The following is a 12,034-nucleotide window of genomic DNA, read 5'->3' on the forward strand; positions in this document are numbered from 1 at the left end:
TCCAGCCTCCAGCCTCCAGCCTCCAGCCTCCAGCCTCCAGCCTCCAGCCTCCAGCCTCCAGCCTCCAGCCTCCAGCCTCCAGCCTCCAGCCTCCAGCCTCCAGCCTCCAGCCTCCAGCCTCCAGCCATTGCCGTTCGAGCATGCCGGCTCGCGTGGTCCGTTCGCTCGCATTCCGCCCCCGGCTTGCTGCTACAATTCGCGCTTCGTTTTTTGTCGCCAGCGGGTCTTCCATGTCTGTTTCCTTCGTCCACCTGCGCCTGCATACCGAGTTCTCCCTGGTCGATGGCCTGGTTCGGGTCAAACCGCTGGTCAAGGCCGTGGCCGGCGCCGGCATGCCCGCCGTGGCGGTGACCGACCAGAACAACATGTGCTCGCTGGTGAAGTTCTACAAGGCGGCCATGGGCGCGGGGGTCAAGCCGATCTGTGGCGCCGACATCTGGTTGGCCAGCGAGGAGGACGACGGTCCGCTGAGCCGCATGACCCTGCTGGCGATGAACCCCAAGGGTTACCGCAACCTCACCGAACTGGTGTCGCGGGGCTGGAGCGAAGGCCAGCGCAACGACCAGGTGATCATCCAGCGCGACTGGGTGAAGGCGGCCAGCGAAGGGCTGATCGCATTGTCCGGCGCCAAGGAAGGGGAGGTCGGCCATGCTCTGCTCGACGGTGAGCTGGCCAAGGCCGAGGCGCTGCTGCTGGAGTGGCAGGCGGTGTTCCCCGAGCGCTTCTACCTGGAGCTGCAGCGCACCAACCGGGTCAACGACGAGGAGCACGTGCACGCGGCCGTGGCCCTGGCCGACAAGGTCGGCGCGCCACTGGTGGCGACCAACGACGTGCGCTTCCTCAAGCAGAGCGACTTCGAGGCCCATGAAACCCGGGTGTGCATCGGCGAGGGGCGCATCCTCGACGATCCGCGGCGCCCGCGCACCTATTCCGACCAGCAGTACCTCAAGTCGCCGGAGGAAATGGCCGAGCTGTTCAGCGACCTGCCCGAGGCGCTGGAGAACAGCGTCGAGATCGCCAAGCGTTGCAACATCGAAGTGCAGCTGGGCAAGTACTTCCTCCCCGATTTCCCCACGCCCAACGGCATGGGCATCGACGAGTACCTGCGGCATGTCTCCTTCGAGGGCCTGGAAGAGCGCCTGGCGGTGCTGCTGCCCAAGGACACGCCGGACTACGAAGCGAAGAAGCAGGTCTATGTCGACCGCCTCAACTTCGAGCTCGACATCATCATCCAGATGGGTTTCCCCGGTTACTTCCTGATCGTGATGGACTTCATCAAGTGGGCGAAGAACAACGGCGTGCCGGTGGGCCCCGGCCGTGGTTCGGGTGCCGGCTCGCTGGTGGCCTACGTGCAGAAGATCACCGACCTCGACCCGCTGGCCTACGACCTGCTGTTCGAACGTTTCCTCAATCCGGAACGGATCTCCATGCCCGACTTCGACGTCGACTTCTGCATGGACGGCCGTGACCGGGTCATCGATTACGTGGCCGAGAAGTACGGGCGCAACGCAGTGAGCCAGATCATCACCTTCGGCACCATGGCGGCCAAGGCGGTGGTGCGTGACGTGGCGCGGGTGCAGGGCAAGTCCTACGGCCTGGCCGACCGCCTGTCGAAGATGATTCCCTTCGAAGTGGGCATGACCCTGGAGAAGGCCTACGAGATGGAGGAGCCGCTGCGCGAGTTCCTCAAGGTCGACGAGGAGGCGGCGGAAATCTGGGAGATGTCGCTCAAGCTCGAGGGCATCTGCCGCGGTACCGGCAAACACGCTGGCGGTGTGGTCATCGCGCCGACCAAGCTCACCGACTTCTCGCCCATCGCCTGTGACGAAGAGGGCGGCGGCCTGGTGACCCAGTTCGACAAGGACGACGTCGAGCAGGCCGGCCTGGTCAAGTTCGACTTCCTCGGCCTGCGCACCCTGACCATCATCAAATGGGCCATGGAGACGATCAACCGCGAGCAGGCCAAGCAGGGCCTGGAACCGCTGAACATCGACTTCATCCCGCTGGACGACAAGCCGACCTACCAGATGCTGCAGAAGGCCGAGACCACGGCCGTGTTCCAGCTCGAGTCGCGCGGCATGAAGGAGCTGATCAAGAAGCTCAAGCCGGACTGCCTGGAAGACCTCATCGCTCTGGTGGCGCTGTTCCGGCCCGGCCCGCTGCAGTCGGGCATGGTCGACGACTTCATCAACCGCAAGCACGGTCGCGAGGAAATCTCCTACCCGCACAAGGATTACCAGTACGCCGGCCTGGAGCCGGTGCTCAAGCCCACCTACGGCATCATCCTGTACCAGGAACAGGTGATGCAGATCGCCCAGGTCATGGCCGGCTACACCCTGGGTGGCGCGGACATGCTGCGCCGCGCCATGGGCAAGAAGAAGCCCGAGGAGATGGCCAAGCAGCGCGGCGGTTTCATCGAGGGTTGCACGAACAACGGCATCGATGCCGATCTGGCGGGCAACATCTTCGATCTGGTGGAGAAATTCGCTGGCTACGGTTTCAACAAGTCGCACTCCGCCGCCTACGGCCTGGTCTCCTACCAGACCGCCTGGCTCAAGGCGCACCACCCGGCGGCGTTCATGGCCGCGGTGCTGTCGGCGGATATGCACAACACCGACAAGGTGGTGATCCTCATCGAGGAGTGCCGCAGCATGAAGCTGCGCCTCGACGCGCCGGACGTGAACACCTCGGAGTTCAAGTTCACGGTCAACGACGACGGGCGCATCGTCTACGGCCTGGGCGCGGTCAAGGGCGTGGGCGAAGGGCCGGTCGAGGCGATCGTCGAATCGCGTCGCGACGGTCCGTTCAAGGACCTGTTCGATTTCTGCTCGCGGGTCGACCTCAAGCGCATCAACAAGCGCACCCTGGAGGCGCTGGTGCGCTCCGGTGCGCTGGATCGCCTGGGGCCGTACTTCCACGACGAGATCCAGGCCTACAAGGCCAATATCGACCGCAACCGCGCGGTGCTCCTGGCGGCGATGGAGGAGGCGGTGCAGGCCGCCGAGCAGACCGCGCGCAGCCATGACAGCGGCCATATGGACCTGTTCGGCGGCGTGTTCGCCAGCGCCGAGGCGGATGTCTATGCCAACCACCGGCGGGCCAAGGACCTGTCGCTCAAGGAGCGCCTCAAGGGCGAGAAGGACACTTTGGGCCTGTACCTGACCGGTCACCCGATTGACGAATACGAAAGCGAGGTGCGGCGTTTCGCCCGCCAGCGCATCGTCGACCTCAGGCCGGCCCGCGACACCCAGACCGTCGCCGGGCTGATCATCAACCTGCGGGTGATGAAGAACAAGAAGGGCGACAAGATGGGCTTCATCACCCTCGACGATCGTTCCGGGCGCATCGAGGCCTCGCTGTTCGCCGAGGCCTTCGCCAGCAACCAGGCGCTGCTGCAGAGCGATGCGCTGGTGGTGGTGGAAGGCGAAGTGAGCAGCGATGACTTCTCCGGTGGCCTGCGCCTGCGCGCCAAGCGGGTGATGAGCCTGGAGGAGGCGCGCACCGGGCTGGCGGAAAGCCTGCGCCTGAAGGTGCCGTCCGCGGCGCTCAAGGGCGACCGCCTGCGCTGGCTCGGCGAGCTGTGCCGCCGTCACCGTGGCGCCTGCCCGATCACCCTGGACTACACCGGTGACGATGCGCGCGCCCTGCTGCAGTTCGGCGAAGACTGGCGGATCGACCCGGCGGACAGCTTGATTCAAGCTTTGCGTGACCAGTTCGGGCGAGACAACGTCTTTTTGCACTACCGCTGAAATATGGGGCTGCCGCCCCGTGTGACGGTTGCGACACCGTAGACCGCCCCTGGCGCGACAGGCCCCGTTTCCCCGGGCCGATGGCCATGCGAGTGCCGATTGCGGCATTTACATGCACATTCGCCGCCTGAAGTGCCCTGCAGGTGTCGACCTGAATGCGCCTGTTCCTATAAGGTAGGCGCCAAATGGATACTCGCTCCCCGGCCGTGTGGCCGTCGACGCAAGACGGATGCCTATGAACCCGAATTATCTCGATTTCGAACAGCCGATCGCCGACCTGCAAGCCAAGATCGAAGAGCTTCGCCTGGTCGGTAACGACAACTCCCTGAACATCGGCGACGAAATCGCCCGCCTGCAGGACAAGAGCAGCACCCTGACCGAGAGCATTTTCGGCAATCTGACCAGTTGGCAGATCGCTCAGCTCGCCCGTCACCCGCGCCGCCCTTACACCCTGGACTACCTCCAGCACATCTTCACCGAGTTCGACGAATTGCACGGCGACCGGCATTTCTCCGATGATGCCGCGATCGTCGGTGGCGTGGCGCGGCTCAATGGCGAGCCGGTGATGGTCATCGGTCACCAGAAAGGCCGTGAGGTGCGCGAGAAGGTGCGGCGCAACTTCGGCATGCCGCGTCCGGAAGGCTACCGCAAGGCCTGCCGCCTGATGGAAATGGCCGAGCGTTTCAGGCTGCCGATCCTGACCTTCATCGACACGCCCGGCGCCTATCCGGGCATCGATGCCGAGGAGCGCGGCCAGAGCGAGGCCATCGCCTGGAACCTGCGCGTGATGGCGCGGCTGAAGACGCCGATCATCGCCACCGTGATCGGCGAAGGCGGTTCTGGCGGCGCACTGGCCATCGGCGTGTGCGACAACCTGAACATGTTGCAGTACTCGACCTACGCGGTGATCTCGCCGGAAGGCTGCGCCTCGATCCTGTGGAAAACCGCCGAGAAGGCGCCCGAGGCCGCCGAGGCCATGGGCATCACCGCCGAGCGCCTGAAAGGCCTGGGCATCGTCGACAAGGTCATCGGCGAACCGCTGGGCGGTGCCCACCGCGATCCGGCCGCCGCGGCCGAATCGATCCGCCAGACCCTCTCCGAGCAACTGGGCGAACTCAGGACGCTCGATGTCGACGCCTTGCTGGCCCGCCGTTACGAGCGTCTGATGAGCTACGGCATAGCTTGAGAGCAGCTGAGAGCAGCTTGAAGACATAAGCTTGAAGCGGGAAGAAAAGCTTGATGCTGGAGGGCTCGTCCCGCAAGCTGTCCAGCTTCCAGCTTCCAGCTTCCAGCTTCCAGCTTCCAGCTTCCAGCCTATGACCCTCGAATCCCGTCTGCTCAGCCGCCTGGCGCCCTGGCGTGACGCGCCGGCCTGGCGGGTCGCGCTGTCCGGCGGGCTGGACTCCAGTGTACTGCTGCACCTGCTGGTACAACTGAGCAGACGCGAAGCGTTGCCGCCGCTCTCCGCCATCCATATCCATCACGGCCTGCAGGCCGCCGCCGACGGCTGGGCGGACCATTGCCAGCGCCTGTGCGACGAACTCGGGGTTCCCCTGACCATGCGGCGCGTGCGCGTGGCCGAAGGCGCCAGCCTCGAACGCGCGGCGCGGCAGGCCCGTTATGACGCCTTCGCCGCGGCGCTGGCGCCTGGCGAAGTCCTGTTGCTTGGCCAGCACCGCGACGACCAGGCGGAAACCCTGCTGTTTCGCCTGTTGCGGGGCGCCGGGGTGCAGGGCCTGGCGGCGATGCCGCCGAGCCGCTCCCTCGCTGCGGGGCATCTGCTGCGCCCGTTGCTGGACTGTCCGCGGCAGGCCCTGAGCGACTACGCCCAGGCCCACGGCCTGCGCTGGGTGGAGGATCCCTCAAACGCCGATCTGCGTTTTTCCCGTAACTACCTGCGCCACCGGCTGCTGCCACTGATCGGCGAGCGCTGGCCGGCCGCTGTCGAGACCCTGGCCCGTGCGGCGGATCATCAGCGCGAAGCGGCGTTGCTGCTCGACGAACTGGCGCAGCAGGATCTGGCCGCGGCGCAGATACCCCCCCAGACCTATGCCTGGTTGGGTTTGGCGAGCCTGACGCTGGCGCCGTTGCGCCGCCTGAGCCCGCCCCGGCAGCGCAATGCCGTGCGCCACTGGTTGCGGGCGTTGACGCCGATGCCCGATAGCGAGCATTGGGCGGGGTGGCAGGCATTGCTCGAGGCGGCTGGCGATGCGGCGCCGCTCTGGCCGTTGAAGCGGGGTGTTCTCTGCCGAGCCGACGAACGGTTGTGGTGGCTCTGCGGCGACTGGCTGCAGGTGCCTCCGGCCATCGACCTGCCGGTGGTCAGCGGGCAGTGGCTGGCGTTGCCGGGCAACGGCCGGGCACGCATCAAGGGCGAGCTTGCCGCCGGGGACTGGCGGCTCGGCTACCGTCAGGCGGGGGCGTCGATGCGATTGCCGGGGCGCGGCCAGCGTGATCTCAAACGCCTGCTCAACGAGCGGCGGTTGCCGGCCTTCGTGCGCGGGCGCTTGCCGATCCTGCTGTGCGATGGCGAGGTGAGAGCCCTGGCCAATCTGCCGGGGCTGGACGCTGACGACGCCGCAACCTGGCGGCTGATCTGGCAGCCGCCGGTCTGCGATCCAGGTTTGAGCTGAAAAGCCGTTTCCAGTAGACTACGCTCCCGTCTTATCCGAGCTTTTGCAGGTTGGTTTTCTTCTGGAAAATTCGACCCGCGAAACGCTTGCCAATTACGCAGTTCGTAATTGGGGAGCCCAGGCTCTCCTTCGCTTTCCCCGGCGGCGCCGGCCGCTTAAACGCAGACTTCTAGGGTTTTTCATGACGCGCTTCATCTTCGTCACGGGTGGTGTTGTTTCTTCATTGGGGAAAGGCATCGCCTCGGCATCATTGGCGGCTATCCTGGAGGCGCGGGGCCTGAAGGTCACGATGCTCAAGCTGGATCCCTACATCAACGTCGACCCGGGCACCATGAGCCCGTTCCAGCACGGCGAGGTGTTCGTCACCCACGACGGCGCCGAGACCGACCTCGACCTGGGCCACTACGAGCGCTTCATTCGTACCACCATGACCCAGAACAACAACTTCACCACCGGCCGCGTCTACGAAGACGTGCTGCGCAAGGAGCGCCGGGGTGACTACCTGGGCGCGACCATCCAGGTCATTCCGCACATCACCGACGAGATCAAGCGCCGCATCATCAAGGGCGCCGGCAATGCCGACGTGGCCATGGTCGAGATCGGCGGCACCGTGGGCGACATCGAGTCGCAGCCGTTCCTCGAGGCGATCCGCCAACTGCGTGTGGAAGTGGGCGCCAAGCGCGCCATGCTGATGCACCTGACCCTGGTGCCGTACATCGCCACCGCCGGCGAGACCAAGACCAAGCCGACCCAGCATTCGGTCAAGGAGCTGCGTTCCATCGGCCTGCAGCCCGACGTGCTGATCTGCCGCTCCGACCACCCGGTGGACGTCTCTTCGCGGCGCAAGATCGCCCTGTTCACCAACGTCGAAGAGCGTGCGGTGATTTCCCTGGAAGACGTCGACACCATCTACAAGATTCCCTCGGTGCTGCACGCCCAGGGCCTGGACGACTTCGTCGTCGAGCGCTTCGGCCTGGAATGCGGCGGCGCCGACCTGTCGGAATGGGACCGCGTGGTCGATGCCAAGCTGAATCCGGAACAGGAAGTCAACATCGCCATGGTCGGCAAGTACATGGAGCTGCTCGACGCCTACAAGTCGCTGATCGAGGCGATGAGTCATGCCGGCATCCAGAACCGCACCAAGGTCAACCTGCGTTACATCGACTCCGAAGACATCGAGAACCAGGGCATCGGCCTGCTCGAGGGCGTCGACGCCATCCTGGTGCCCGGCGGTTTCGGCCTGCGTGGCGTGGAAGGCAAGATCAAGACCGTGCAATACGCCCGCGAGAACAAGATCCCGTACCTGGGCATCTGCCTCGGCATGCAGGTCGCGGTCATCGAATTCGCCCGTAACGTGCTGGGCTGGCAGGACGCCAACTCCACTGAATTCGACATCGCCAGCAAACATCCGGTGGTCGGCCTGATCACCGAGTGGCAGGACGCGACCGGCGCCACCGAGCAGCGTACCGAAGCGTCCGACCTGGGCGGCACCATGCGCCTGGGCGCTCAGGACTGCCAGCTGCTGGCCGGCTCGCAGGTGCACCAGTGCTATGGCAAGGACGTGATCGTCGAGCGTCACCGCCACCGCTATGAAGTGAACAATAACCTGTTGCCGCAACTGCTCGAGGCGGGCCTCAAGGTGACCGGTCGCTCCAGCGACGGCGCCCTGGTGGAAGTGGTGGAGAGCCCGGATCACCCGTGGTTCGTCGCTTGCCAGTTCCACCCCGAGTTCACCTCGACCCCGCGCGATGGCCATCCGCTGTTCAGTGGCTTCGTCAACGCCGCTCTGGCGCAGAAAGCGAAGAAGGCCTGAGGCATGACCCAGAAGATCATCCGCGTCGGCAGCATCGAGATCGCCAACGACAAACCGTTCGTGCTGTTCGGCGGCATCAACGTGCTCGAGTCCCGCGACTTGGCCATGCAGGCCTGCGAAGCGTACGTCAGGGTCACCGAAAAGCTCGGTATTCCCTACGTGTTCAAGGCCAGCTTCGACAAGGCCAACCGTTCGTCGGTCAGTTCCTTCCGTGGCCCGGGCCTGGAAGAGGGCATGAAGATCTTCGAAGAGGTGAAGAAGACCTTCGGCGTGCCGGTGATCACCGACGTTCACGAGCCCTTCCAGGCCGCCCCGGTGGCCGAGGTCTGCGACATCATCCAGTTGCCGGCTTTCCTGTCGCGGCAGACCGACCTGGTGGTGGCCATGGCCAAAACCTCCGCGGTGATCAACATCAAGAAGGCCCAGTTCCTCGCCCCGCAGGAAATGAAACATATTCTCGCCAAGTGTGTCGAAGCCGGGAACGATCAGCTCATCCTCTGCGAGCGCGGCTCCTCGTTCGGCTACAACAACCTGGTGGTGGACATGCTCGGTTTCGGCATCATGAAGGCCTTCGAGTATCCGGTGTTCTTCGATGTCACCCACGCCCTGCAGATGCCGGGCGGCCGGGCGGATTCCGCCGGCGGACGTCGTGCCCAGGTCACCGAACTGGCCAAGGCCGGCATGAGCCAGGGGCTGGCCGGCCTGTTCCTGGAGGCGCATCCGGATCCGGACAGCGCCAAGTGCGACGGCCCCTGTGCCCTGCGCCTGGACAAGCTCGAACCGTTCCTCGCCCAGCTCAAGCAACTGGACGAACTGATCAAGAGTCAGGAGCCGATCGAGACCGCCTGATGGCGGCCGGGTCGGTATCCGCTTCACGGGTTTCAGCGTCCGGCCACGAGGCCGGATCGTCATGCCGGCCGGGCCTGCCGTTGCTCGTGCCCGATGCTGGCAGCCGCATGCAGCAGTGCGTTTTCGTCAACTTTTGGAGTGCTAACAAGAATGGCAAAGATCGTCGACATCAAGGGTCGTGAAGTTCTCGACTCCCGTGGCAATCCCACCGTGGAAGCGGACGTGATCCTCGACAACGGCATCGTCGGCAGCGCCTGTGCGCCGTCCGGTGCCTCCACCGGTTCGCGCGAAGCGCTGGAACTGCGTGATGGCGACAAGAGCCGTTACCTGGGCAAGGGCGTACTCAAGGCCGTGGCCAATATCAACGGCCCGATCCGTGACCTGCTGCTGGGCAAGGACCCGGTCGATCAGCAGGCGCTGGACAAGGCCATGATCGATCTCGACGGCACCGAGAACAAGGCCAAGCTGGGCGCCAACGCCATCCTCGCCGTGTCCCTGGCCGCCGCCAAGGCCGCCGCCCAGGATCAGGATCTGCCGCTGTACGCCCACATCGCCAACCTCAACGGCACGCCGGGTGTCTACTCCATGCCGGTACCGATGATGAACATCATCAACGGCGGCGAGCACGCCGACAACAACGTCGACATCCAGGAGTTCATGGTCCAGCCGGTAGGCGCATCGAGCTTCGCCGACGGCCTGCGCATGGGCACCGAGATCTTCCATCACCTCAAGGCCGTGCTCAAGGCGCGTGGCCTGAGCACCTCGGTGGGCGACGAGGGCGGTTTCGCGCCGAACCTGGCGTCCAACGAGGATGCCCTGGGCGCCATCGCCGAGGCCGTGGCCAACGCCGGCTACACGCTGGGCAGCGACGTGACCCTGGCGCTGGATTGCGCCTCCAGCGAATTCTTCGAGAACGGCAAGTACGACCTGGCCGGTGAAGGCAAGGTGTTCGATGCCGCCGGTTTCGCCGATTACCTGGCCGGTCTGGCCGAGCGTTACCCGATCATCTCCATCGAAGACGGTATGGACGAGTCCGACTGGGCGGGCTGGAAAGTCCTGACCGACAGGATCGGCGCCAAGGTGCAACTGGTCGGCGACGACCTGTTCGTCACCAACACCAAGATCCTCAAGGAAGGCATCGACAAGGGCATCGGTAACTCGATCCTGATCAAGTTCAACCAGATCGGCACCCTGAGCGAGACCCTGGAAGCCATCCAGATGGCCAAGGCCGCCGGTTACACCGCGGTGATCTCCCACCGCAGCGGCGAAACCGAAGACTCGACCATCGCCGATCTGGCGGTCGGCACCGCCGCGGGCCAGATCAAGACCGGTTCGCTGTGCCGTTCCGATCGCGTGTCCAAGTACAACCAGCTGCTGCGTATCGAGGAGCAACTGGCTGGCAAGGCGCCGTACCGTGGCCGCAGCGAGTTCCGTGGCTGATTGATGACCGCGTCGTTGCGCACGGCGGCCTTGGCGGGCCGCCATTCCTGGCGGCTGCCCCGCGGGCCGTCGCCGCGCGACGGCATACGCTTGTCCCGGGACTTTTGCGCTAGGCTTCACGGCGTGCCGCGTGAACCTGCGTGCGGGCATGCCACCTATTCGAGCGGATTCATGGAAACGGGAGCTTCGATCGATGTCCGCAGCCGCGACCATTTCCTATCCGGATGCTTCGCCCACCATGCGTAGTCCCTACTGGCTGTTCTTCGTCCTGATCCTGTTGCTGGGTGGCCTGCAGTATCGCCTGTGGGTGGGCGAGGGCAGTCTGGCCCAGGTGGCGGATCTGCAGCAGCAGATCGCCGACCAGGAAGGGGAGAACGAGCGTCTGCTCGAACGCAACCGTATCCTCGAAGCCGAGGTCATGGAATTGAAGAAAGGCATGGAAACCGTCGAGGAGCGCGCCCGCCACGAGCTGGGCATGGTCAAGGACGGCGAAACCCTCTACCAGTTGGCCGAATGAAGGTCCCCGATCTGCCGCCGTTCTGGGCGGTGATTCCGGCCGCCGGTATCGGCAGCCGCATGCGCGCCGACCGGCCCAAGCAGTACCTGCAACTGGCCGGCAAGAGCATTCTCGAACACACCCTCAACTGTTTCCTCGATCATCCGTGCCTGCGTGGCGTGGTGATCAGCCTTGCCGAGGACGATCCGTTCTGGCCGACCCTGGCCTGTGCCCGAGATCCGCGTATTCAGCGTGCCAGCGGCGGTGCCGAGCGTGCCGACTCGGTGCTCAATGCGTTGCTGCGTCTGGGTGAGCTGGGTGCCAGTGAGCAGGATTGGGTGCTGGTGCACGACGCTGCACGGCCCAATCTGGCACAGGCCGATCTCGACCTGCTGTTGGCCGAGCTGGCTGACGACGCTGTAGGAGGGCTGCTCGCCGTTCCCGCTCGGGACACCCTCAAGCGTGTCGGCAGCGATGGACGTGTGCGCGAAACCATCGATCGCTCGGTCATCTGGCAGGCCTACACGCCGCAGATGTTCCGTCTCGGTGCCTTGCACCGCGCGCTCGCCGAAGCTCTGGTTTCGGATGTTGCAGTGACCGACGAAGCCTCGGCCATCGAGTGGGCCGGTCAGTCGCCGCGCCTCGTCGAAGGCCGGGCGGACAACCTCAAGGTGACCCGCCCGGAGGATCTGCATTATCTGGAACGCCTCTGGCGCGGCCGGCAATGAAAGCGTGGCGCTGACGTAGCCTGGGTCGAGCGTAGCGACACCCGGGGTGATGTGCCCTGGGTATCGCGTTGCTCAACCCAGGCTACGGGCTGTGGCGCGGCCGCAATTGGAATGGCCATGTAGGAGCCCGCTCGCGGGCGAATGGTGCAGGCGCCACCGGCAATGCGGCAAGGCCACCATCGATTCGCGCCGAGGGCGGCGCTCCTTGTATGTTGAGCTTATCTGTCAACAACCATGACGGAAGCAGTTACCGGGGAGGCCGTTCGCTCCTGGAGGCACCTTGCGTGACCTCGCCTGTAGAGTGGCCCCCCGCCTCATTACCACTA

General features: G+C 65.0%; 9 protein-coding genes. 8 read left to right on the plus strand and 1 reads right to left on the minus strand.

Features of this window, described 5'->3' with window-relative positions; all coding sequences use genetic code 11:
• A partial coding sequence (locus tag DNK34_RS25625) for a hypothetical protein (protein WP_207390763.1) occupies nt 1-232 on the minus strand: 232 nt, incomplete at its 3' end.
• Between DNK34_RS25625 and dnaE the strand changes: the two genes are divergently transcribed.
• The 8 genes from dnaE to ispD all read left to right on the plus strand — a co-directional run bounded on the left by dnaE (nt 231) and on the right by ispD (nt 11,708).
• On the plus strand, nt 231-3,749 hold the full coding sequence (gene dnaE, locus DNK34_RS25015; protein ID WP_131177985.1) for a DNA polymerase III subunit alpha: 3,519 nt from the start codon (nt 231-233) through the stop codon (nt 3,747-3,749). The two genes, DNK34_RS25625 and dnaE, sit on opposite strands and share 2 nt — an antisense overlap.
• Nucleotides 3,750-3,984: 235 nt before the next feature.
• The gene (locus DNK34_RS25020; protein ID WP_131177984.1) at nt 3,985-4,935 is read left to right on the plus strand and encodes an acetyl-CoA carboxylase carboxyltransferase subunit alpha; all 951 of its coding nucleotides are present in this window, start codon (nt 3,985-3,987) and stop codon (nt 4,933-4,935) included.
• Between the two features lie 130 nt (nt 4,936-5,065).
• Nucleotides 5,066-6,382 carry a tRNA lysidine(34) synthetase TilS gene (gene tilS / locus DNK34_RS25025; protein ID WP_131177983.1) on the plus strand — a complete coding sequence of 439 codons (1,317 nt, stop codon included), beginning with the start codon at nt 5,066-5,068 and terminating at the stop codon, nt 6,380-6,382.
• 181 nt (nt 6,383-6,563) lie between these two features.
• Complete coding sequence (locus tag DNK34_RS25030) at nt 6,564-8,195, plus strand: CTP synthase (protein WP_131177982.1); 1,632 nt, start codon at nt 6,564-6,566, stop codon at nt 8,193-8,195.
• Between the two features lie 3 nt (nt 8,196-8,198).
• A complete protein-coding gene (kdsA, locus tag DNK34_RS25035; RefSeq protein ID WP_131177981.1) occupies nt 8,199-9,044 on the plus strand; it encodes a 3-deoxy-8-phosphooctulonate synthase in 846 nt (281 codons plus the stop codon).
• Nucleotides 9,045-9,194: 150 nt separating this feature from the next.
• Nucleotides 9,195-10,484, plus strand: coding sequence for a phosphopyruvate hydratase (gene eno / locus DNK34_RS25040; protein WP_131177980.1), 1,290 nt, complete (start codon nt 9,195-9,197; stop codon nt 10,482-10,484).
• A gap of 238 nt (nt 10,485-10,722) precedes the next feature.
• On the plus strand, nt 10,723-11,001 hold the full coding sequence (gene ftsB, locus DNK34_RS25045) for a cell division protein FtsB (RefSeq protein ID WP_131177986.1): 279 nt from the start codon (nt 10,723-10,725) through the stop codon (nt 10,999-11,001).
• Nucleotides 10,998-11,708: a 2-C-methyl-D-erythritol 4-phosphate cytidylyltransferase gene (gene ispD, locus DNK34_RS25050; protein WP_131177979.1), complete on the plus strand. Its 711-nt coding sequence runs from the start codon at nt 10,998-11,000 to the stop codon at nt 11,706-11,708. The genes ftsB and ispD overlap by 4 nt, the downstream gene beginning before the upstream one ends.
• Nucleotides 11,709-12,034: the final 326 nt, after the last annotated feature.

This window comes from Phytopseudomonas dryadis, from assembly GCF_004327355.1.
Lineage (GTDB): Bacteria > Pseudomonadota > Gammaproteobacteria > Pseudomonadales > Pseudomonadaceae > Aquipseudomonas > Aquipseudomonas dryadis.

Excerpts from the sequence above, each read along its gene's own strand:
- kdsA (WP_131177981.1), top strand. The coding sequence starts at position 8,199 with ATGACCCAGAAGATCATCCGCGTCGGCAGCATCGAGATCGCCAACGAC.
- eno (WP_131177980.1), top strand. The coding sequence starts at position 9,195 with ATGGCAAAGATCGTCGACATCAAGGGTCGTGAAGTTCTCGACTCCCGT.
- ftsB (WP_131177986.1), top strand. The coding sequence starts at position 10,723 with ATGCGTAGTCCCTACTGGCTGTTCTTCGTCCTGATCCTGTTGCTGGGT.
- ispD (WP_131177979.1), top strand. The coding sequence starts at position 10,998 with ATGAAGGTCCCCGATCTGCCGCCGTTCTGGGCGGTGATTCCGGCCGCC.
- DNK34_RS25020 (WP_131177984.1), top strand. The coding sequence starts at position 3,985 with ATGAACCCGAATTATCTCGATTTCGAACAGCCGATCGCCGACCTGCAA.
- dnaE (WP_131177985.1), top strand. The coding sequence starts at position 231 with ATGTCTGTTTCCTTCGTCCACCTGCGCCTGCATACCGAGTTCTCCCTG.
- DNK34_RS25030 (WP_131177982.1), top strand. The coding sequence starts at position 6,564 with ATGACGCGCTTCATCTTCGTCACGGGTGGTGTTGTTTCTTCATTGGGG.
- tilS (WP_131177983.1), top strand. The coding sequence starts at position 5,066 with ATGACCCTCGAATCCCGTCTGCTCAGCCGCCTGGCGCCCTGGCGTGAC.